This window comes from Streptomyces corynorhini, assembly GCF_003346515.1.
In the GTDB taxonomy this organism is placed as follows: Bacteria; Actinomycetota; Actinomycetes; order Streptomycetales; family Streptomycetaceae; genus Streptomyces; species Streptomyces corynorhini.
In genome coordinates this window covers 1-22,784 of sequence record NZ_QQNA01000145.1, presented here as the reverse complement: position 1 = coordinate 22,784, position 22,784 = coordinate 1, and the positions used below count along the sequence as shown (strand labels likewise).

At 69.6% G+C, this 22,784-nt stretch carries 15 protein-coding genes and 1 tRNA gene; 9 read left to right on the top strand and 7 right to left on the bottom strand.

Features of this window, described 5'->3' with window-relative positions:
- Position 1: 1 nt before the first annotated feature.
- Complete coding sequence (locus DVH02_RS18695; protein ID WP_114624961.1) at positions 2–466, bottom strand: GatB/YqeY domain-containing protein; 465 nt, start codon at positions 464–466, stop codon at positions 2–4.
- Positions 467–543: 77 nt separating this feature from the next.
- Here DVH02_RS18695 and DVH02_RS18690 point away from each other — a divergent pair, with 77 nt between their 5' ends.
- The 4 genes from DVH02_RS18690 to DVH02_RS18675 all read left to right on the top strand — a co-directional run bounded on the left by DVH02_RS18690 (position 544) and on the right by DVH02_RS18675 (position 5,353).
- Positions 544–1,482, top strand: coding sequence for a metallophosphoesterase (locus DVH02_RS18690; RefSeq protein WP_114624960.1), 939 nt, complete (start codon positions 544–546; stop codon positions 1,480–1,482).
- Between the two features lie 109 nt (positions 1,483–1,591).
- Positions 1,592–1,665, top strand: a tRNA-Pro gene (locus DVH02_RS18685).
- Positions 1,666–1,896: 231 nt separating this feature from the next.
- A complete protein-coding gene (locus DVH02_RS18680; RefSeq protein WP_114624959.1) occupies positions 1,897–2,235 on the top strand; it encodes a hypothetical protein in 339 nt (112 codons plus the stop codon).
- A gap of 703 nt (positions 2,236–2,938) precedes the next feature.
- Complete coding sequence (locus tag DVH02_RS18675; RefSeq protein ID WP_233518313.1) at positions 2,939–5,353, top strand: hypothetical protein; 2,415 nt, start codon at positions 2,939–2,941, stop codon at positions 5,351–5,353.
- A 21-nt stretch (positions 5,354–5,374) separates the two neighbouring features.
- Here DVH02_RS18675 and DVH02_RS18670 read toward each other — a convergent pair whose 3' ends face one another.
- The 6 genes from DVH02_RS18670 to DVH02_RS18645 all read right to left on the bottom strand — a co-directional run bounded on the left by DVH02_RS18670 (position 5,375) and on the right by DVH02_RS18645 (position 10,883).
- Positions 5,375–6,133, bottom strand: coding sequence for a type I-E CRISPR-associated protein Cas6/Cse3/CasE (locus tag DVH02_RS18670; protein WP_114624957.1), 759 nt, complete (start codon positions 6,131–6,133; stop codon positions 5,375–5,377).
- Positions 6,115–7,017, bottom strand: a complete 903-nt coding sequence (cas5e, locus tag DVH02_RS18665) for a type I-E CRISPR-associated protein Cas5/CasD (RefSeq protein WP_114624956.1) — start codon at positions 7,015–7,017, stop codon at positions 6,115–6,117. The genes DVH02_RS18670 and cas5e overlap by 19 nt, the downstream gene beginning before the upstream one ends.
- Positions 7,014–8,375 carry a type I-E CRISPR-associated protein Cas7/Cse4/CasC gene (locus tag DVH02_RS18660; RefSeq protein WP_114624955.1) on the bottom strand — a complete coding sequence of 454 codons (1,362 nt, stop codon included), beginning with the start codon at positions 8,373–8,375 and terminating at the stop codon, positions 7,014–7,016. The genes cas5e and DVH02_RS18660 overlap by 4 nt, the downstream gene beginning before the upstream one ends.
- Positions 8,372–8,974 (bottom strand): type I-E CRISPR-associated protein Cse2/CasB, encoded by a 603-nt coding sequence (gene casB / locus DVH02_RS18655; protein WP_114624954.1) that lies wholly within the window; start codon positions 8,972–8,974, stop codon positions 8,372–8,374. Before casB ends, DVH02_RS18660 begins: the two co-directional genes overlap by 4 nt.
- The gene (locus DVH02_RS18650) at positions 8,967–10,493 is read right to left on the bottom strand and encodes a type I-E CRISPR-associated protein Cse1/CasA (RefSeq protein ID WP_114624953.1); all 1,527 of its coding nucleotides are present in this window, start codon (positions 10,491–10,493) and stop codon (positions 8,967–8,969) included. The genes casB and DVH02_RS18650 overlap by 8 nt, the downstream gene beginning before the upstream one ends.
- A gap of 210 nt (positions 10,494–10,703) precedes the next feature.
- On the bottom strand, positions 10,704–10,883 hold the full coding sequence (locus DVH02_RS18645; RefSeq protein ID WP_114624952.1) for a hypothetical protein: 180 nt from the start codon (positions 10,881–10,883) through the stop codon (positions 10,704–10,706).
- A gap of 182 nt (positions 10,884–11,065) precedes the next feature.
- On the opposite strand from DVH02_RS18645, the gene DVH02_RS18640 reads away from it, so the two are divergent.
- The 5 genes from DVH02_RS18640 to DVH02_RS18620 form a co-directional block, all read left to right on the top strand.
- The gene (locus tag DVH02_RS18640; protein WP_114624951.1) at positions 11,066–15,076 is read left to right on the top strand and encodes a hypothetical protein; all 4,011 of its coding nucleotides are present in this window, start codon (positions 11,066–11,068) and stop codon (positions 15,074–15,076) included.
- Between the two features lie 256 nt (positions 15,077–15,332).
- Positions 15,333–17,348: a molecular chaperone HtpG gene (gene htpG / locus DVH02_RS18635; RefSeq protein WP_114624950.1), complete on the top strand. Its 2,016-nt coding sequence runs from the start codon at positions 15,333–15,335 to the stop codon at positions 17,346–17,348.
- A 186-nt stretch (positions 17,349–17,534) separates the two neighbouring features.
- Entirely contained in the window at positions 17,535–19,598 is a 2,064-nt protein-coding gene (locus tag DVH02_RS18630) for a hypothetical protein (protein WP_114624949.1), read from the top strand.
- 76 nt (positions 19,599–19,674) lie between these two features.
- Complete coding sequence (locus tag DVH02_RS18625; RefSeq protein WP_114624948.1) at positions 19,675–21,225, top strand: ABC transporter substrate-binding protein; 1,551 nt, start codon at positions 19,675–19,677, stop codon at positions 21,223–21,225.
- Between the two features lie 116 nt (positions 21,226–21,341).
- The coding region (locus DVH02_RS18620) for a TIGR02677 family protein (protein ID WP_114625006.1) at positions 21,342–22,784 on the top strand (1,443 nt) is incomplete at its 3' end.

The window sequence follows — 22,784 nt, the reverse complement described above, 5'->3', positions numbered from 1 at the left end:
ATCAGCCCGCGAGCGTCCGCTTCACGGCCGCGGCGACGCGGCCGCCGTCCGCACGGCCGGCCACCTTCGGGTTGACGATCTTCATGACGGCGCCGATCGCGCGCGGCCCCTCGGCCCCGGCTGCCCTGGCCTCGCCCACGGCCTGCGCCACGATCTCGCCCAGTTCGTCGTCGCTCAGCTGCTTCGGCAGGTACGCGTCGAGGATCACGCCCTCCGCCTTCTCCCGCTCGGCCTGCTCGGCACGGCCACCGTCGGCGAACGCCTCGGCCGCCTCGCGGCGCTTCTTCGCCTCCTTCGCGATCACCTTCAGCACCTCGTCGTCGGACAGCTCGCGCGCCGAGGTGCCCGAGACCTCCTCCTTGGTGATCGCGGTGAGGGTGAGCCGGAGCGTGGCGGAGCGCAGCTCGTCGCGCGCCCTGATGGCTTCGGTGAGGTCGTCCTTCAGCTTGGACTTGAGGCTGGTCATGGGGCCAAGTGTGGCAGGTGCACGGCCGAACCCGCCCGCGGATTTCACCGCCGTACGGTGTCTGCGACCATGGGCGCATGCGCGCACGCTACGGGGTTCCCCTGAAAATCACCGCAGGTATCGCGGCAGCCGGCGCGGTCGGCCTCGCCTACGCCGCCGGATTCGAGGCCCGCTCGTTCCGGGTGCGGAGGATCTCCGTACCGATTCTGCCGCGCGGCATGCGTGACCTGCGGGTTCTCCAGGTCTCCGACATCCACATGGTGAGCGGACAGCGGAAGAAACAGCGCTGGCTCCAGTCGCTGGCCGGGCTGCGGCCCGACTTCGTGGTCAACACGGGCGACAATCTCTCGGACCCGGAGGCCGTACCGGAGGTGCTGGACGCGCTGGGGCCGCTGATGGAGTTCCCGGGCGTCTACGTCTTCGGCTCGAACGACTACTACGGCCCCAAGCTCCGCAACCCGGCCCGCTACCTCATGGAGAAGGCCCAGGGCCGCCACGGCCTGAACGGCAACGCCCCGGCCGTGTCCGCCCTCCACAACCCGTGGGAGCCGATGCGCGACACCTTCGACGCGGCGGGCTGGGTGAGCCTGAACAACGCGCGCGGCCGGCTCAAGCTCGACGGCCACGAGATCGCCTTCACCGGCGTCGACGACCCGCACATCAAGCGGGACCGGTACGAACGCGTCGCCGGCGGCCCCGCCCAGGACGCGGACCTGTCGATCGGCGTGGTCCACGCGCCCTACCTGCGCTCCCTGGACTCCTTCACCGCCGACGGCTACCCCCTGATCCTCGCGGGCCACACCCACGGCGGCCAGCTGTGCATCCCCTTCTACGGCGCCCTGGTCACCAACTGCGACCTCGACACGGACCGCGTGAAGGGCCTGTCCACCCACCACGCGGCCGGCCACACCTCCTACCTCCACGTCTCGGCGGGCTGCGGCACGAACCGGTACACCCCGGTCCGCTTCGCCTGCCCGCCCGAGGTCACCCTCCTGACCCTGACATCCCGCGCCTGATCCCGCCCAGGACCTCCGCTCCAGCCCCGGCCGGCGCCCCCGAAACCGGATTTCGTCTCCGGCCAGCGGTGGGCTAAAGTAATCGATGTCGCAGCGAGACGAGCGACATCGGGGTGTAGCGCAGCTTGGCAGCGCGCTTCGTTCGGGACGAAGAGGTCGTGGGTTCAAATCCCGCCACCCCGACAGCCAGAAGTACCAGGTCAGGGGCCTGATCCGCATCGCGGGTCGGGCCCCTGACCTGTTTCCGGGAACGTTCTGGGCGTGGAGCCACGCTCCCGAACGGCCGCTCCAGAAGATCACGTGCCCGAGGCGGCCCACGCGCACAAGCGACCGATCACGCGGTTCAGCCGATACCAGACATGGACAGGACGGTTCCCACGCAATTTCCTTAGTAATTCAGTAAGCTACTTAGCTATGGACTTCACTATTATCAAGCACGCGGTCGAGGTTGATCACGGCGCCAAACGCCTGTCCATGTACTTCATCAAGCAGCATGCCGCGCCGGAACGAGCCCGGCTCAGCGCCGAGTTGTGCGCTCAGATCAGCGAAGAGTTCGCAAGGATCGGGCTCTCGACCCTGCCAAGGACCCTGCCGACATCCGAGAACGAGTTCGTCTGGGTTCTTCAGAGCAGCAGCATCCTCGGCGAGGTCGCCGACATCGCCGCCGCCTTGGTGAATCTGGACAAGCTCGGGATGAACCCCCTCCCCCAGCTGTTCGACAACTACCCGCAGGCCAAGAGCAACCTGAGTTGAAGTGACGTAGACGAGGCACGTCCAACTTCTGCATGCCTCGTACTGCAACGAACGCATCTGTGCAACCGCGACGGGATTCAGGCCAAAAGGGACCTCACACGCTGACGATTATCGGTACGGTGACACCACGAGGCATCACCAGTAACGCTGGTGACGCCTCGTCACCTACATATAGAGCCATGGCACCGTCAGGAGTTCAGATGAGTCACATGGAGGGGACGGTGACCTGTCGCGAGGAACTGACCTTCGCCGTACGCGCTTCCGGGGGCGTCCACTTCGAACCGTATGCCCAGTCGGTCTGACGACTCGGCATGATCCTGAGGCACTTGAGTAGGTAGCGGAGCCTCTTCAGCAGCCGCCAACACCCCACCATAGCGCTCTCGTTGCGCCGCGATTTCTGGTCCATGTGGGCCGATATCGAGCCGCTCAACCGTTCACTCACTCGACTTGCCAGATGCCCCATGGCGCTGGCCGTCAGCCATGCCGCTTGAGGCCCTCCCCTGCCGTGCCACCGAGGTCGAACCGCTCCTGACGCCCCGGGCCCCGACACCTACGTGGCGCATCAACACCGACGCCACACGTGAACGACAGACCAGCCTCTGACTTCCCCACAGAATTAGCGCGAGCAAATGATGACAAATTGCCTGAAATTTTGAAATAACAACTTGAATGATGAGTTCACATGTCTCATCATCCTTTCGCGATGACCGACTCCGGCCACTTCACACCCCATTGGAGAGCTGTTCCCATGGCCACCGACAAACCCGCCGCCCTGTCCATCGATGTCTCCTGGGGGACGGAGACAATCCGGGTAAGCAACATCTCATCCCAGCTCCCTCCCGACTCGACGGACGACCATGTCGCAGCCGTCACCGCAGCGGGCGGAGCCAATCCGACGACTCGGTTGCCGGACGCTTCGTGGAGAGCCATAACGCGTGCGACAACTCAGGCCGCTTCTCTGGAAGTTTTGCTCAGCGCGGAAACGGATGCGCCCTCTGCCCTTCTGACGGCCGAGAACGTCGAGGGGGCGACGCTGCGCTCCGTCGTCACCCGCGTCCTGTTGAGCGAGCTGTTTCCCGGTCCCCAGCCCCGTACCGGTATGGAGGTCTCGGAGGTACCCGACCCGCAGACACACGGGGTAACCCACGAGGGCCGTCCCGCCGCGATACTGCAGTATCGCTACGAGAACCTCAAGCACTTGCGGAACCATGTGTGGCAGACCATCCACGCGACGCTGTCACTCAACAGCTACACGACGTCCATCCTTACGCGCTCCGTCACCCGCAACCTGATCACTCACCCTGTCGAGATCCTCTTCGAGGACGGTACGGAGCCGATGCACGTTCTTGTCGTCCGTGACGGCATCACCCGGCTCGCCAGCGCCTGGGCGCTCCTGGCCGGGTACGGTGCCGACGCCGCTCAGGCCGCCACCTTGGCCACCGAAGCGCTGCTCGGCGCAGCGGGGGCGCCGACGGGACCCGGTCTCGGGGATCGGCTGGCCGTCGACCGCGCGCGGTGGCGGGCGGAACTCCGGAAGGAGTTCGACGACGAGATGAAAGGGGCGGCTCCTGGACTTCGGGTCGCTCAGATCGCCCAGTCCTACGTCGTTCCGGCACAGATCGCCATCGGAGTCGAGGGACACGCGGGCCGGTTCCTGTCCGCCGAGGACCTCTTCGACGACGCCGTCCGGTCCGTACTCGCCTCGGTACACGTCGAGTTCAAGCCTTGGGACGACGCGGCCCAGAACGTCGAGGTCATCACTAGAGCCCTGAAGCGGATCATCCAGCAGGGCGACCCGCGCTGGAGCAGGGCCGAACTCCAGGCGGTGTACGGCCTTGCCGTCGGGCGCACTCCGGTGGGTGAACTCCCGCAGATCTTCGGAGGCGATCCCGCTCCGCCCGGGACCGCCCTGTGGCGTGCCGTGTACCTGATCAGCGCCCTGACTCAGCCGGATCTTCTGGAACTCCTCAAGGATGAGGCCAAGCGCATCAAGGGGGGCAAGCGGATGGGCATGAAGGGGTTCGGCGAGCTGCTCGGGCCGATCACCGACCTGCCCTGGCGTGTGAAGAAGAAGCTTGTCACCAAGCAGGCGCGCAACGCGTGGAACAACGGGGGTGTGCTCTCGAACGACGTCACCCAGGGCTGGACTCCACGGCCCACCGACGACTTCACCAAGCTGATCACACCGGCGATGAACGGTGACGCCGACGCCCGCCTCACTCTGGCGGTGGCCGGCGGCGTCGCCCTGATCGCCGACAAGCTCCTGACCAGAAACGTGGGCTCGTCGCTGGGCGCCGTGAAGGAGAAGGGCGGCGTCCCCTTCCGCTCGGACGTCAACAAGGTCATCGATGGGCTCTCCCGGCCGAACAACGAACTCGGCCTCTGGACCCTCGCTGTGGCCGCCAACACATTCCGCGGCGACGGCCTGCCACAGAACTCCGTGCCCAAGCAGAGCCTCACGGGCAAGCAGCCGGCCGCGGCCGCGGAACCGCCGTACGTGTATTTCCAGGTCGATCTCGACGCGCCGGACCGCATCGCCCGGGATGCCGACGGCGTGCCGGTGCCGCTGTACGAGTGGGATGTCGTCGTGGCGTCGGATCCGGGCCGCGCGGCGAAGGTTGTATCGATGTCGGCGGTCACCGGGCCGGCGCCGGTCCCGGCAGCAACCGCGCCGAACGATGCCTCGGCGCCGGTGGAGGGCGATGTCTCCGCCAACGACATCTCCGGCGATACGCCCCTCACCTCGGACCCGTTGACGACGCTGTTCCGGTACGGAGCGGTTCAGGAAGGCGAAGAGGCGTCGCACGCCCTCCCCCTCCCGGCTCCCCGTGCCGAAGACGCGCCGGCGCCCCCCAGCCAGCGCGCCGCCGTACATCGTGAAGCCCTCCGTCTCGGGGTGCAGGGCGCTCGGGATGCCCTGGACCATCTGCACGCGCTGGAGCCGGAAGTCGGTGAGCACACCCCGATCGTGCCGGTGCACCAGCTGGACGAACTGCACAAACTGTTGGTCGGCATCCTGACCGACGTGGAGAACCTGCGGCGCAGGACCGTGGAGAGCCATGCACCGGAGGGTGACGAGCCGGAAACCGACGAGTCACAGGAGACGGTCTCGGGCTGACCGGTAAAGCGCAAGACGGCATCACCGCACCAGGATCAGCCCGCAGCTGTAGGCGCGGGCGTGACCGATGCCGCGGGTGAGTGCCGTGACGAACGCGTGCGGGTCCGTGACGGTGAGGATGCCCTTGATCTCCGCGCGGGCGATACGGAGTCCCTTGTGGGGTGCCGGGCTGGAAACCTTGGGGAGCAGGCGCAGAGCCAGCCGGTCGATGTCCGTGTCGGCTCCGATGCGGGTCACACCGTCGGGAGCGAGAGCTGGTTCGCCGACCGGCTGGAGTCGGCGGGCGAACCAGGTCTTCACGTGTTCCGGGCGGGTGTGGGCGACCCGTACCCCGCGCGTCTTCTCGGGGGAACCCGGCGCCGGTGGGCGACTGCGGACCGGGTTGACGACCGTACGGAAGTCGATCTCGTCGCCGACGCGGAAGGTGCGGTCGATGGTGAGGTTGTGCGGCTTTTCGGCGAGCGCGGCCCGCGGGACGTCGCTCCAGTCGCCGGGGACGCCGGACTGCACCACCAGGGAGAGCTGGGCCCGCCGGAGGTCGACGGTCCAGGTCGACAGGATGCCCATCTGGGCACGGGCGTCCCGGCTTCCGTCGTCCACCCAGCCCTTGAATCCGTTCATGACGGTCCGGTGCATGTCCTGCGCGTCGATGAGGGACTTGGCCGCATAAGGATGCCGGGCGTCCAGGGCCAGCAAGGTGTGCGTGGCGACGAACCGCGCCGCCGTGTCGGGGGTGGGGGGCACAGTGGGCGTGGCGTTGTTCACCGGATGATGTCCCATTCGCGGGCGTGTGGGGCGATGGTGACGCGGTGCCGGGTCTCCCAGCGGAGGCTGTGGACGGGGCCGTTCGCGTCGAACCGTACGGGTTGGTCGTGGACGGGGCCGACTCCTGGAAGGGGGTGCGGGCTCTCGATCCACGCCCAGAGGCGGTTGTCCCTCGCCGAGGCGGGTTCGATGCCGTCGGCGGGCAGGAGTGCGGTCCTTTCGAACGCCTCCGTCAGCGTGCCCGGCTCGATACCCAGGGCCAACTCGCCGCTGGGCGGGCAGGACTTACGGCCGAGCCAGAGCAGGCGCTTCGGGTACTCCAGGGCGTGTGCGACCCGTTCCAGGAGGGCACGGTCGGGGTGCTGAAGACCTACGAGGAAGGCGGCGTCGGCGAGGTACCAGCGCTCAGTGATCATGGCGTGGCGGCGTACCTCTCCCGAGACGAGAGCACCCGAAACCGGGTCGGCCGCGATCTTCTTGGGCGCCCCGTACCAGGCTTCCAGCGCGTGGCGGCCGAACGGCGACGGCTCGGGGGCGGCCGGGCCGGCCGGGGTGCCCGTACGCGTCACGCCGTCTGTCTCCGTCTCCAGCGCCGCTGCCCGGCGGTGGTCCGTGACCAGGTCGCGCGGGCGGAGCGGATACGTTCCGCCGCCGACGGTGTGGTAGTCGCGCAGCGGGGTACCGGGGCGATCGGCGCGGACGCCGAAGAGGACCGTCGCCAGTTCACCGAGCGGCTGTTCCCGGTCGAGGCCCAGCGCCGCGGCACACAGTCCGATCACGCCGGACTTGGTGGGCCGGGCGTGGGTGTCGCGGTGAGCGAACCGGCTGGACACTCCCCAGGACTGCAGAGGGCCGGCCAGCCGGATGAGCAGGACGTGCGTCTCGGGTGCGATGGTCATGGAGTGAGTTCCTCAATGCTTTCCACCGCGGTCACGGACGCGGAGAGACGTGACAGCTCCGGCGCTCCCAGGAGATCGTCGATCCGGGGGTCGTAGGTGAGGATCCGCGCGCTCCGCAGATCCCTGCGCCTGCGGCTGACGAAGGCATGGTGCCGCAACAGCCTGCGGACCGCCGCGGTGCCTGCCGGACCTTCTCCGCCCGCGCTCTCGGGGGCTTCGTCGACCGGGAGTTGGAAAGCGGCGGCGTAGTTGTAGGGGCGTTCGCCCTCGAACGCGAGAACAAGCGCGGGCAGCGAACCGGTGGAGGCGGTGGAGTTCTTCTTGGCCTCGGGGAACGCCTCCACGAAGGCGTTCACGAACTCCTTCTCGGCGTCGTCGGCCGCTTCCTCCGCCTCGTTCTCCGTCATCCCCGCCACCCGCAGATTGGTACGGAGCTGGGTACGGTCGAGGACGGCGTGCCGGTAGAAGGTCCCGGAGATCAGGGACTGGTATCCGGTCATGCCCGCACCCGCGTCGTCCGCCGCGTCGAGGAAGCTGAGCGCGTTGCGTTTGCGGTCCAGTTTCGCGTCGTCGGCCGCCGCGTAGAAGTCGTCGATCTGTTCCGCCTCGTGCACGGTGAAGGCGTGACCGCTCTGGACCGCTCCGTCGACATTCGGTGAGTCGGGGATCTCGGCGAGAAAACGCCCGTAGAGGGCGATGTCGACGGCGTCGCGGGGAGCGATGGCGAGGAGGACGGCGTCGCGCGTGGTTTTGGGGAGGGGCGGGAGCTTGGTGGTGGCGGGTTCCGCCGCGCCGCTCTCCTCTTCTGGCGGTGGCGTGTCGGCGTTCTTCTTCGCCCCCCGGCGGCGCTTCTTCGCCGCCGCCGCCTCTGTCTGGGCCTGGAGGTATTCGTCGCGCCACTCTCGGAGGTCATCGGCGTGTTCAGAGATATACGCGGCGATCCTCGCGCCCGCGTCGGCCGGCGCGAAGATCAGGACCTTCGTCAGGTTGGCCACGGTCTTCTTGCCCGGATCGCCGAACTTCAGCCCGCTCGCCTCGATGACCGCGCGCGCCGTGACGACGGCCTCCTCCCGCTCCCAGCCGTGGACGGACTCCAGCTCCCGGCCTGTCAGAATCGCCCACTCCCGGGTGCGGACGCCCATGCTCCGCCCCTTGAGGGCGCCGAGGCCGGCGTTGGCACGGTCGCGGGCGTGGACGCGCTCCGCACGCCGACGGGCCTGGCTGGTGATCATGTGCCGTTCGGCGCCTCCGTACACCAGGCTTTTGGGCTGGCCGTTCTCGTCACGTACCGGGAGAACCGCGACAAGCGTTTCGAGGAGGTGCAGGGAGAGGAACTGGCTTCGAACATCCTCGGTCACGTGGTCGCGTCCTTCCGTGGCGTCTGCCGCTGCTTGCTCTGTGCTGCCCGGCTCCGCGTCGCCGGGGTGTGGAAGTCGACCGACCACTGATAGGCGATCCGTGCCGTGCGGTCGTGCCACCGGATCAGGTCGTCGGTGAGGCGGCTCCAGGACGGCGGGGCTTGCTCGCAGGAGCGGAGCCTGGTGACCGTGTGCTGGAGGTGGCGCCAGGGGATACGGCGGCTGGCGACGACGCGGTCCAGGAGGCGCTGCGCGCCCGGGTTGTCGGGGCCCCGGTGGACGTTGTCGCCGATTCGGCGCGCGGCGTCGCCGAGGCTGCCGTACCCGTACGAGGGCACGGGGCGGCCCTGGTGGTAGATCGCGAACAGGAAGGCCATCCGCTCGAACAGCTCGCGGTGCGCGTCGCCGCCGTACCAGCCCGCCCGGATATGGGCGTTGGTCGGGTTCCGGGCGCGGCGCAGGTCGGCGAGGGTGCCGTACTCGCGGTTGCGGACGAGGGTGGTGAGCCAGTTGGTGAGGGCCGTGCTGTCGTGCGGGAAGACGCTCGGGACGGTGGGATCGTCGACGTCGGCGGGAGGGCCGTTGTCGTACTCAGTCATGCGCGGTCTCCCCTCGGAGTTCGGCGGGAGCCTTGGCCCGCCGCATGTCGTCCTCGAAGCGCTGCTCGGCGCGAGCGCGGGCGAGGTGGCCTCGGTTGTTGGGCGGGAGGGAGTCGAGGCGGTGGGTGAGGTGGGTACGCGCCGATGTGACGAGCGTGCGGGCGTAGCCGACGAGGGGCGCCGACACCGGATCGTCGTCCTCCGCGCCTCCCTCGATCACCTCGTCAAGCAGTTCGTAGAAGGGTTGGGCGGCGTCGGGCCAGAATTCCCACCGGGCGTCGAAGCGCGCCAGTTGGGCAGCGTTGTCGGCGGCACGAGAGGCCGGGTACACGATCTCCGTGGCCACGATCGCCGCGCTCTTGAGGCTGTCCGCCACGTACTCGGCGACGGTCGAGCCGCGAAAGGACGCGTGGTGCAGATGCCGCGCCATGCCGGGGGCGTACGGGTAGCTGCCCTGCGTCCAGGCCACCGGCAGCGCCTTGTTGGCCAGCAGGCCCACTGCCCAGAGGTGGTACGGAGCGCCGGAACCCTTCTTCTCGTACCGGAGGTCGCGGAGCCGTGCGTAGAGACCGGTATCGGCGTTCTTCACCGCTCCGTACAGCGCGTGTGCGTCCCGCCAGAGAGCCCGGGTGGGCGACGGCCACAGGGGCTTCGCGTCGCCGTTCGTCATCACCTTGAGCACGGCGTCCTGGAGGTGACGTTCCGGGTCGAGTTCGAGGACTTCGCCGGCACCGATCAGAACGCGGTCGACGACGACCTGGCCGTCCTGGCCTCGGTTCGGGCGCAGGAGTACGGAACGGCCGAGGGCGCTGTGGAGGTCGGCGGAGCTTCTCGGCGTTCGGGGTTTGGCCTTCGCGGTGAAGGTCCGGCGCGGGATGGCGCCGCTCGTCCACGAGGTGTTCAGGGCGGGCTCGGCGTGGTCTTCGGGCGGATAGAGGTTGAGGCGCAGTGTCTCGCCGAGCGTACGGCCGAGGGCGACGACGCGAATCCGCCCGGTCAGGCGACCGGCGGCCAAATTGGTGATCGTCGAGCCGATTTCCTTGCCGGACATGCGCGCACGGCCGTACGGGGCGTACACGTGCTGGGTGAGCATGGCGCGGAACGCCTCGGCGGCGGGCAGTGGTTCGCCGTGTTCGAGGTGATGGTGGTCGAAGTGCTGGTTGTAGTCCCCGGCGTGCTCGATGACCAACTGGGCCGTGCCCGTGCCGTTTTCGTCGATGTACGGGGCGAGCATGGCGTTCTGGCCGAGGGGCGCCTCCAGGTGGAAGAGATCCCATGCGGCATCCGGCTGGTCGGCCAGCCACTCGGCGGCGTGACCGAGAGGGTGCTCCTCGGTGATCCACGTGCGCCACTCCTGCGGTGAGGAGGGGCAGGTGCGCGAAGCGAAGCAGATGGCCATCAGGTACTCGATGACCGCGACGGTCTCGCCGGGGGTCGCGCAGTCGATGGTGCTCAGCGTGTCGGCGTCGGTGAGAAGCGCGCGCAGGGAGTGGTGGGCGGTGGCGCCGTCGAGCGTCATGGTCGGGACGCAGGGCCGATACCGGGGGTCCCAGCTGGGACGCCGCGCGGGAGGGGCGGGGGTGGGTACTTCGGGGATGCGCGCTTCGGGCAATGCCTGGCTACCGCTTTCTGGTCAGACGCCGGCGGGACATGGTGGTGACGTCCCGCGACGACAAGAACGCTAACAGTCGTCGAACCGAGGGGTGGGGCGAATCGGTGAATCCGCCCGTCACCCCGATCGCCGTTTCCTGACGAGGATGTTGAGGGTGGAACGCGCGTCGCGGCGACGTTCCGGGCTGGGGGCCAGTACCGACGTGAGGGCGACGACGGCCACGACGCCGCCGTACAGCAGACCTGCGGTCACCGTCAAGGAAGCGACGTCGTTGAGCAGTTGGGGCAGTACGGTCACGGGGTGTCCTTCCGTCCGGGGCCGGGTGAGATACGGCCCCGCGTTGTGAGGGCTCCAGCTTTGGACGGGAAGGCGGTGCGCCGCGAGGACCGCACACCGCCGGAGCCACGATCTGCGCAGGTCAGCGCGGAAAATACCGGGTTTGCAATACGTCATCCTGTCGGGGGAGAACGGGAGAGCTGGTGAGCGACCGGAGCGAGAACGCGTCGTACGAGACCCTCAGCTCGATGCTGCGGAGGCTGATCGGGGAGTCGGGGCTCAGCCAGCGCCAGGCCATGCAAGCCTGCGCGGGCGACGGACCCAGTTACAGCACCTTTCGGGGCTGGCTCGAAGGCAGGACGGCACCGGACGCGAAGGCGGAGCGCACGGCCCGTTTCTGGGTGCTGGTGAGGACGTTGCGGGCGTCCGCCGGTAACCCCGTGTACAGCGACGCCGAGTGGGAAGCCGCGCTGCTGGCGGCCCAGCGAGATGCGGCCAGGAGAAGCCACAGAGCAAGCTGGTCCAAGGAACAGCCGGTCCCCAAGACGAACTTCGTACGGCCTCACGTCGCCGGGCTGGACCCCTCGACCCTGGACCTCTCGGGCCTGAGGATCCGGGACGTCCTGGTCGGCCGGGAGGAGGAACGCAGGGCGCTGGCCGCCTTCGTACGCGCCGACGAGCCGTCCGCGCCGTCGTACCTGTGCTGGCATACGCGGCTCAGGTCGGGGAAGACCGCCTTGCTCGCCGATTGTGTGCGGAAGCCGCCGCCCGACGCGGACGTCCTGAACTACTTCGTCTCCGAGGCGCGAGGCACCCACACCCGTACGGCCTTCACCACGGAGATGGGCCAGCAGATCGGGTCGTTCCTGGGCCTGGGCGAGCCTGCCGTTCCGAGCCCGCGCGATCCCAGGGAATGGGCGGCTCTCCTCCGTAGAGCCGCCCGCAAGAGCGCCGGGCGCGGACGGCGGCTTCTTCTCCTGGTCGACGGTCTGGATGAGGACGTGGCCTGGTCGACGCGCGGGGCCGAAGGCAGCGGGAGCATCGCGGCGCTGCTTCCGGCCCGGCCGCACGGCAATCTGCGGATCGTCGTCTCCGTACGGCGCGGTCCGCGCCTTCCCAGCGATCTTCCCGACGACCTACCAGCCGGCCATCCGCTGCGGCCGCGGGAGTGTCTGCGTCTGCTGGGCCCCTCCGAACGGGCCGCCGAAGCCGGGCCGACCCCCCGGGCCGCCGCGGACCGGCTGCGCGCGAGCGAGCTGGGCCGGACCGTCATGGACCTGCTCGCCGTGGCGGGCGGGGGGCTGCGTGGGGCGGACCTGGCGGAGCTGGCCGGGGTCCCCGTCGGTCTGGTCGACCGCCTCCTCCAGAGCGCGGACGGGCGGTGCGTCGTACGGGACGATCCGGCGACCGACCTCGCCACCGGCACCGGCACCGCCACCGGCACCGAGACGTACGCGCTGGGCAGCGAGGACGTCCTTCGTTCGATAGTGGAGGAGTTGGGGCCGACGGGCATGGCACGTCACGCCGGGCGGCTGCACGCCTGGGCAGACCGCTGGCGTAGCGCCGGTTGGCCGGAGGGGACGCCTCCGTACCTGCTGACCGGTTACCTCCGTCTGCTGGATTCCCCCGCCCGCCGTGAGGAGTACGTACTCGACGGTCTTCGACAGGTACGGCTCGCCGCCGTCACCGGTCACGATGTCCCTCTGGCGCAGGTGGCCGCGCTCAGATCGGCGCTCGGCGACCTGGGCGCAGACGCTGAACATCTCGGACTGGCCGCGCGGCTCGCCGCCTCGCGCGTCTTCCTGCTGCGGCCCGCACGCCAGGTACCACCCGAGGCCCCGGCTCTCTTCGTCCGGCTCGGTGACGCCGAGCGCGCCCGCTCACTGGCCCGCTCGGCGCCGGAGCCGGTGGTCAAGGCCGCGCACCTGGCGCGGGTCGCGGTGGAGCTGAGTCGTAAGGGGCTGGAGGGAACAACCTCCGTCGGACGGGAGGCGGCAGAGTGGGCGGCTCGCGCCGCTCACGTCCTTGCCCGGCCTGCCCATGACGTGGACGCCTACGCGTCGCTCGCGCAGTCCGCGCACGCGCTCCACGCGCTGGAGGAGACCGAGACCGCGCGCGCCCTGCTCAGGGCGGTGGTTCTCAGCGGGACGGCCGATGTCGAGACGCTGGTGGCGGCCGTGAACGTACTCACCGAGGACGACGGCGAGAGCAACGGTCAGAGCGACTGCGAGAGCGAGAGCAAAAGCGAGAGCAACGGCGAGAAGTGGGTGGCGGCGGTCATGGCGCAGGCGCGCGACCTGAGCGCGGGCGGCCCCCGGGCTCAGGCCGCGGCGGTGGACATCTGGGCGACGATCGCCCGCAGGAAACCGTCATGCGGCGCCCACGCCAGGGGGCACATCGCGCGGCTCTGCGAGGAGTTGGACCCGTCGGGCGGACTGGCGGTGGTGGACGTCCTCGCCCTCGCCGCTTCCGCACTGCGTAGTCGTAAGACGGTGGCACCCCGGCTGGCGAGGACCGCACTGGATCGGTTGTCGGACGCGCTCACAGACCCGGAAAACCTTTCCCCCGCCGACCGGGCGCACTTGCGGCGTGAACTCTCCACCACTCTGGAGCGCCTCACTCGGGCGGTCGACCACACCGGCATCGGCCTGCGTGCCCTCGATGAGATCGAGGAGTTGGTGACGGCGCTTCCCGACGGGATGCGCACAGGCTTGCTCGACGACAACCTCACGGAGCGGGGAGAGGCGAACATCTCGACGGCCGCGCGACGAAGGGCCGTGGAAGACTCCGTCCTCCGCAAACAGGACGTGGAGTTGAAAAGGCTGCAGCAGAGGCACGTCGACCCGCAGAAAAAGCAGCAGCAGAAGCACGTCGACCCGCCGAAGGCGAAGCTGGGCAGCAGGAGGAGGCCCCCGCGCGGAGGCACCCCGTCCCCGAACCACTCGGAGGATGATCACGGCGCTCGGCAGCCGGAGCACACCGCCCTGCTCGAAGCGGCTGACCGGCTGCTGCGAAACGGCAACGTGCTGCTCGGCCGTGAACGACTGGAGGCGGCTCTACGATGCTCGCCCCCCGCGACCGCCCCGGCGGGGGCCGCCCACAGCGGATGGGCGCTGTCCCTGGTCCAAGCACTGGGCTTCGTAGGGGAGTTCACGTACGCCGACCGGCTGACCTCCGCTCTCCCCGAGGAGAGCCGGGTACGGCACCTGGCGGCCGTATCGATGGGGTGTTCGCAGGGCGGATACGACATCGCGGCGGGCCGGTACGCCCGGGAGGCGACCCTCCTCGTGACGGACATGGCCGATCCCGCGTTGCGGGGAGTGGTCTCCCAGGCGCTGGCCCACGCCGGGGATGCCATCGGCGCCGTGGAGCTGGCAGAGCGGGAGGAGCCCAGAGGCGCCATGAGCAGCGCTCGAATCAAGATCCAGAACCGCCGCTCGGTGACAGCGGTCGCCGCCGGGCTCGCTCGCCTGCGTCCTGAAGCGGCCGCCCGGCTCATCGAGCCCGTAACGACCCAGCTGAGTCGACGCACCATGGACAACGGGCTGCGCGAGCCGCTCCCCCAGCTGGTTTCCCTCCTGCTCGCCCTCCCTGATGTGCGGCGCCCGGGGCCTCAGTTGGGCGAGGCGCTGCGGTACGCCGCGCGGCAGTTCGCGCATGCTCCGGTTCAGCGCTGGGACGCGGCGACGGCCGTGCTCCTCGCCCTGCTCGACCGGCTCAACTGCTGTCCGGAGCTGGAGCTGCCTCTGGTGGCCGACGCGATCGGCCAGTGGCCCGGGACGCTGCCGCCCGATCAGGTTCCCCACGCCGAACTGGCCCTTCTCAAAGCCGTGGAGGGCGAAACCGCCGCCGCTCAGCGCCTGGCCGAGGCCGCGCCGACGCCGGACGGGCGGGCCGCCGCGCTGGTCGCCGTCGCCACCTACCTGGCGGCAGTCCCCGTAGCGCTCCCCGTCGACCGCGCCCCGGCAGACGCGACGCTCCGCCTCTGCCTGGCGCTCGCCTATGCCGCGGGTGACGGCACCGCGCCCGACGAGGCGGCGGCCCGGTTGCTCGTACGACCGGCGCTGGAAGGCACGGGCTGGGCGCACGCGATTCCGCTGCTCCCCCGGCTGGCGCCCGGGGCGCTCGTACCGCTCGGTGAACTGACACTGGCCCACGGCCACCCGGACAGTACGGGCGCCCCGGACGTGACCGCCGGATCCGGCGCGCGCTGACTGCGCACCCGCGACGCCCACGTCGATCGCCTTTGTTTCCCTACGGCTTCGGAGGCGGCTCTGAAGACGTACGTGAAGTGCGAGAGGTATGCGCGGACCGCGGCTCGCCGCTCCGTCGGTCCGCGGCTGGCGGGTCTCGGTGCGTGGGTGCGTACGCCCGTTCGTCGCAGGGGAGGCTGGATACGATGTGGGGTGGCCGGATGGATTCGGGCTGCCGCTTCACCGAGGATTTTGCCAAGGAAAGGTATTCCTGCACATGTCGACCGAGACATTCGAGTTTCAGGTAGAAGCTCGCCAACTCCTCCAGATGATGATCCATTCGATCTACTCGAACAAGGACGTCTTCCTCCGGGAGCTGATCTCCAATGCCTCCGACGCACTGGACAAACTCCGCCTGGAGGTGCTGCGGGACGACGCGCTGCGGGAAGACACATCGGATCTCCATATCTCCCTGGAGGTCGACAAGAAGGAGCGCACACTCACCGTGCGCGACAATGGCATCGGAATGTCGCACGCCGATGTGGTGCAGCTCATCGGGACGATCGCGAATTCGGGTACGGCGAAGTTCCTCAAGGAGCTGAAGGAGAGTCAGGACGCCGGGAATTCAGAGGAGCTGATCGGGCAGTTCGGTGTCGGTTTCTATTCGAGTTTCATGGTCGCCGACGAGGTGACGCTGGTGACCCGGCGGGCCGGCGAGAGTCAGGGGACGCGCTGGGAGTCGACCGGTGAGGGGACCTATACGGTCGGGTCGGTGGACGACGCGCCGCAGGGTACGGCGGTGACGCTGCGGCTCAAGCCGGAGGACACCGAGGACCAGCTGTTCGACTACACCTCCGGCTGGAAGATCCGGGAAATCGTCAAGCGGTATTCCGACTTCATCACCTGGCCCATCAGAATGGCCGCCGAGTCCGCCGGGTCCGAGGACGACGAGAGCGTCGACGGGACCCCTCGCGAGCCCGAGACCGTCAACTCGATGAAGGCGCTGTGGGCGCGGCCGAAGAGCGAGGTGACGGATGCCGAGTACAACGAGCTGTACAAGCACATCAGTCACGACTGGACCGACCCGCTGGAAACCATCCGCATGCAGGCGGAGGGGACCTTCGAATACCAGGCGCTGCTCTTCCTTCCGTCGCACGCGCCGCAGGACCTGTTCATGCAGGGACACAAGCGCGGGGTGCAGCTCTACGTCAAGCGCGTGTTCATCATGGATGAGTGCGAGGCGCTCATGCCGGAATATCTGCGCTTCGTCAAGGGAGTGGTCGACGCGCAGGACCTGTCGCTGAATGTGTCGCGGGAGATCCTGCAGCAGGACCGCCAGATCCAGTTGATGCACCGCCGACTGGTGAAGAAGGTGCTGTCCACGGTGAAGGACATGATGTCCGCCCATCCGGACCGCTATCTCACGTTCTGGCAGGAGTTCGGGCGGGTCGTCAAGGAGGGGCTGCTCAGCGACTTCGAGAACCGGGACGCGATCCTCGGTATCTCGTCGTTCGGGACCACCCGGGACGAGGAGAAGCTGACCACCCTGCGCGAGTACGTCGAGCGCATGAAGGAGGGGCAGCAGCACATCTTCTACATGACCGGCGAGTCGCGCTCGGCCATCGAGAGTTCGCCGCACATGGAGGCGTTCCAGGCCAAGGGCATCGAGGTGCTGCTGCTGACCGACCCGGTGGACGAGGTGTGGGTGCAGTCCGTGCCGGAGTTCGAGGGCAAGCAGCTGCTCTCCATCGCCAAGGGCGAGGTCGACCTCGACACCGAGGAGGAGAAGAAGGAGGTCGAGGCCGAGCGCGAGAAGCAGCAGCAGGACTTCGCCGATCTGCTGGCCTGGATGACGAAGGAGCTGGCCGAGCACGTCAAGGAGGTACGCCTCTCGTCCCGGCTCACCGTCTCACCGGCCTGCATCGTCGGTGACACCCACGACGTGACCCCGGCGCTGGAGAACATGTACCGGGCCATGGGCCAGGAAGTGCCGCACATCAAGCGGATCCTCGAACTCAACCCCACGCACGGGCTGGTCAGCGGATTGCGGACGGCCCACGCGAACCTGCCGGTGCCCGCCGAGGGGGAAGCGGCTCCGGTCGAGGGCGAAGCGGCTCCCACCGAGGGCGAAGCGGCTCCCGCCGGGGGCGCGGCCGATGCGGTGGTGGACGCCGGGCTGTCCGAGGCCGCCGAACTCCTCTACGGCTTGGCCCTGCTGGCGGACGGCGGCGAGCTGAGCGATCCGTCGCGCTTCATCAAGCTGATGGCGGACCGGCTGGAGCGCACGCTCTGAGGTCGGTGCGGCCCGGAACCTCACGGTTCACGGGCGCTCACCCGTCCCACCCGCCTCACGCCCACCACCGAGCGTAAGGAAGTTACTACAATCAGGTCACCCTCCCCCTAGCCACACGCGACTCTGCTCAACCATGGTGGAAGCGCGCGCACAACAGAAAAAACGGGGGAGGGTGGCATGGTAACCATGCCCACGGAACGGCCACAGGGCGTCAAGTCCGTGGTCCGTCTGTTCAACGAGTGCCGTACGCGCACGGGTGGGGGCCGGGAGCTTCCGATCATCACCCTGCTCGGCAGACGCGGAAGCGGCAAGACCACCACACTGCGCTGGCTCGGCTATCTGGCGTCCAACAGACCGAACGCGCTGTACGACTTCGCCTCGGCGCCGGCCAAGCGACCGCACGAGGTGGCGGCGCGGCTCGCCCTGGGGCTCTCTTACCGCTTTCCGCGCCAGCCCGCCGTGCTCTTTCCCCGGCTGGCGCTCGGGCTGCTCGTGGCCCACACCTCGATCAACCTCAACGGCGCCGACGCCCGCGCCGTGCGGGCGGAGCTGAAGCGGGCGCTGCGGCAGGCCAAGGAGAGCAGCGAGGCGTACGAGAAGGCGCACGGAACCGTCGAGGCGATCGGCGTGCTCCAGGACCTCAACCTCCTACCGCTGCCGGGCCTCGATCTCGTACTGAAACTGGTCCAGTTCGGCCTGCCGAGGCTGCCCGTCACCGTGATGTGGCGCACCGGGCTGAGCTGGTACGCCGACGGCCCGCACCGGCCGGTCGACGCGCTGATGCGGCTCAACGAACTGGCCGGCAGCGAGGCTGCCGCGGACGCCGAGCAGGTCGACCGGCTGTTGTGCGGCGCCTTCGTGGAGGATCTGCGCGACCACTTCGCCCGGCACCCGCGCGACAAGGAGTGCGTCGCGCTGCTGGACAACATCGACGCGCCCCGGGGCCGCCAATTCCTGGACCTGCTGGTGCGCGTCAGGGAGGCGAACGCCGCGCGCGGCCGGGGCCATGACCCGCTGCTCGTCGTCGCGACCGCCGCCAACGCGCGTGGTGTGCCGGGCCCCTACGCCCCGGACCTGCCGGCGGAGCTGCGCGCCCGCGCCCCGGAGGACGCCTCGTACGAGGACTGGCGCATGAGCATTCCGCGCCCCGCGTCCACCTCCAAGTGGCACTGGTATCCGGTGCGGCTGCGCGATCTCACCGAGCCCGAGGTGACCACCCTGGCCGAGCGGACGGCGGCCTCGCTCGGCCCGGCCACCCCGCTGATCCACCGGCTCTCGTACGGGCACCCCTGGAGCGCCCGCGCCCTGCTCGACGCCGCCTACGCGATCGTCGTCGAGCGCGGTGGCGGGGCGGCGGAGCTGCGCCACATCCTCGACTCCCACGCGTCGGTGCCGGGACCGCCGGAGGATCCGATGCCGCTGGACGCGGCGGCCCGGCGCTATCTGCTGCGCGATCTGTCCGAGGGCCAGCGGGCCGCGCTCCAGGTCTGCGCGGCGGCGCGGGCCTTCGACTCGGCGCTGGACGCCGGGGTGCTGGAGGAGTTCGACCAGCTCACCAAGGACACCCTGCGCCGGGACGTCGACGCCCGGCTCTGGCTGGTCCCGCCGGTCCCCGAGGACGCCGGTACGCGTGGCGGGCGCGGCAGCGGCTACCTGGAGCACTGCCGGGAGGAGGGCAGACCGGCGGTCGTCCTGCAGCCCTGGCTGCGGCTCGTGCTGCTGGAGGCGCTCTCCCACGAACCGCCCGACGACCCATCGGGCTGGGTCACCACCCATGAGGCGCTGCGCGGCTGGCACCGGCGCGAGCGGTGGCCACGACGACATCTGCTCGACGCCCACTACCACTCCCTCGCCCTGAACGAGCTGGACCGCACCGTCGGGTACCTCGCCGAGCAGTTCGGCGATCTTCCCTCCACCGATCAGTGGCTCTACGAGCTGTACGCCATCACCGCCGCCCCCATGCGCGTCCCCGTCGCGCCCCCGGGCCCCGGGCGGCGCGGGCCCTCGCCCGCCGACCGCGTACGCCAACTCGCCCGGCAGCTGGCGCCCGCGTCCCTCGGCCAGCACTGGCCGCTCACCATGCTGGTCACGGCGCTGTGGCTGGCCGCCGATCCCCGTAATCGTGTCGCTCATTCCGCCCCCGAACTCAATTCCACCATCGCGGCGATGTTCCACCGGCTGGCCGCCCTGCCCCACAGCGGCGCCGCGGGTCTCCTCCGGGAGGCCGAGAGGTACGAACCGCGGCCATGACCACCGCCCCCACCCGGCCGGCCGGCCGAGAGCGGCCGGCGGAGAGCAGCGGCAGCCGAGAGGAAGCAGCAGCGCCATGACCACGTCGCTCGCAGACGATCTACCCGACCCCGATCCGCGCATTCCGCGATGGCGTCTTGTCGCCATCGGGTTTGTCCTCGTCCTGCTCGTCGGCGCCGGGACCGGCTGGCTCCTGCGGCCTGAGTCCACCGACTGCGCCGCGGGGGTGAAGCGGGTCGAGGCCGGCGACGCCACGCGCTGTGTCGGGCTGACCGACGGCACGTACCCGTTCACCACGGACCTGCGCGCCCTGTTCCGGCTGGTCGAGAAGGAGAACCGGGAGGTCGACCAGGAGGCGGCCAGGTCGGGCGGCACGCCGTACGTGAGCGTCGTCTATCTGATGGGCATGAGCCCCGGTCCCGGCGACAGCAAGAACACCGAGTCCGTACGGCATGAGCTGGAAGGGGCCTACACCGCGCAGTACGAGGCGAACCACGCGCGTTCCCAGGGCCGTTCGCCCAGGATCAAGCTGCTGCTCGCGGACGTCGGGAGCCGGCCCGCGCAGAGCGCCTACACCCTCGGGCAGATCCAGGCCCGCCTGGACCGCGACCGGATCGTCGCGGTCGCCGGGCTCGGCACCAGCCGCATCGATACGAAGGGGATGGTCGCGCGGCTCAACAGCTGGAACATCGCCTCCTTCGGGTCGGTGATCACCGCCGACGATCTGGAGGAGTCCGACGGTCTGGTGCGGGTAGCGCCGCCCAACGCCGACGAGGCGGCGGCGGCCGTGCAGTACCTGAGGAGCGGGACGTACGCGAAGGCCAAGGTGCTCATCGTCAAGGACTCCAACAAGGACGACCTCTATACGAGGACGCTCGCGGAGAAGTTCGGCGCCGGCTTCCCGAAGGAGAGACTCGCGGCCCCTGAGCCCATGCAGTACGACTCCTCCAAGACCCCGCTGGCCACCTACTTCATCAACCAGATGCCGAACCTCTGCCTGGAGCGGCCCGACGTCGTCTACTTCGCGGGCCGGGGACGCGATCTGCCCGACTTCCTGGCTCCGCTCGCCGAGCGGCAGTGCAGCGGGTCCGAGCTGACGGTGGTCTCCGGGGACGACACCTCGCAGGTGCTCCAGGCGGACGGCTTCAACGAGGTCAAACAGTCGCTGCGGAAGGGGAACATCAAACTCGTCTACACCGGTCTCGCCCACCCCGGCGCGTGGACCGAGGCACCCCGGTTCTTCGAGGCGACCGCCATCGCGCCGTTCCTCACGGGCGGCACCTTCAGAACCGCCTTCCGCGACGACAAACTCGACGACGGGCAGGCCATCATGGGGTACGACGCGGTCCGCACCGCCGTCAAGGCGATCAGGAAGGCCGTCCCCCTGGAGAACTCGAACCAGAAGATCGAGCGCAAGGACGTCATGCAGAACCTGTCACTTCTTTACGACGCCAACGCCGTCGCCGGGGCGAGCGGTTGGATATCCGTGAAGAACAACGGCAGCCCCATGGCCAAGGCCATTCCCATCATCGAGATCGACGGCACCGGCACCACCACGACCCGCGCCGTCGTCTCCGGCAACGGCACGGGCACTCCCTACCTCCCGAAATCCGCGCACCCCGGCTGAGCCGGCCAGCACCGGTCGGATCGTCATACGGTCGCTCAGCGTGAGGGAGTTGGCCGCACCGCGTGTGGTGCGGGAGCCGTTCGCGACTGTCAGTGGCACTGCGTAGCCTCTTCGTCATGCGGGAACCAGCGGCGGACAGCGACGGCTCGTGGGAGCGGCTGACCGCGTACACGTATCTCAGTGCTCCGGACCGGCTGGAGTACCTGGCCGTCATGCGCGTGTTCCGCCGCTCCGCGCTGCTCACGGATCTGGCCGTGCCGGATGTGCTGGCGAGGCTGGCGGACGGCGCGCCGGGACCGGCGCGGGGGTTGGGGGCCCAGACGCTGACCGCGCGGCTGGAGCAGCTCGTGCGCTGGGGAAACCTGGTGCGCGGCGGCCACACGGTGCGCGCGTCTAGCATCTCCGACTACCACCGGGCCGGTTCCCGCTACCAGTTGTCGAAACTCGGCGAGCGGATCCAGCGCGACGCGGACGAGGTTCTGGCGGGGGCCGACGCCGCGCGCGAGGTGAGCCGTGAGCTGCCCGCGCTGATCGAGCGCGGACTGCGCGAGCTGGCGGAGCGGGTGCGGAGCCCGCAGGGCGTGGAGCCGCGGGACGCGTTGGAGCGGGTCAGTACGGTCTTCGCGCAGTTCACCGAGTTCACCGGCTCCGTACGCGACTTCTACGCCTACCTCGGCCAGGTGCTCGCCCGATACGACCTGGACAGCGCCGCGTTCGAGGGCTTCAAGGAGCTGCTGCTCGACTACGTCGAGACGGTCACGGATGACGTGTCCTTCCGCGCACCCCGGATCGCGGCGGCCCTGGAGCTGCTGTGGCCGGAGCTGCCGGGGCTGCTGAAGCGGCTGGACGCGCATGCCGGAGGGCTGACGGAAGCGGCACCGGGAGGTGGGGCCGGGACACGGGTGCTGCGCGGCCGGGGTCGCGCGCGGGCCGACTGGGAGGGGCTGCGCGGCTGGTTCACCGATCAGGACGGCACGGGCAGCGAGGCCGACCGGTTGCGGGACGCCACCACGCGCGCGTTGCGGTCACTGCTCGCCGACGCGAAGCGCACGCTGCGCTCGGCGTCGGGCGACACATCACGGCGCAAGGACCTGCTGCGGCTCGCCCGGTGGTTCGACGAGGCGGCGCCGCAGGACGCGCACGACATCGCGGTGGCCGCCTTCGGCCTGTACGGCGCGCGGCATCTGGGGGTGGCTCCGGCTCCGGACGAGGCGCTGCCCGCCCAGACGAGCTGGTGGACCGGGCCCGCGGTCGAGGTGCCGGTGGCGCTCCGCGAGCGCGGCAGCCGCGCGCAGCGGGGCCGGGCCTCGGCCGTGGAGGACCACTCGGCACAGAAGGAGCTGCTCCGGCGGACCGCCCGCGCCGAGGCGGCGGAGCGGCGGGCGGCCGCGGACGAACTGCGGGGCGTCGCAGACCGGTTCGGCGGGGTGGAGCTGACACCGGCCGCTCTGGGGCTGCTGCTGGAGCTGCTGGCGACGGCGCTGGGCAAGGCCCGGCTCCCCGGCGCGCGCGGGGCTCGGGAGGGGGCTCGGGAGTCGGCGGGGGCTGGAGAGTTGGAG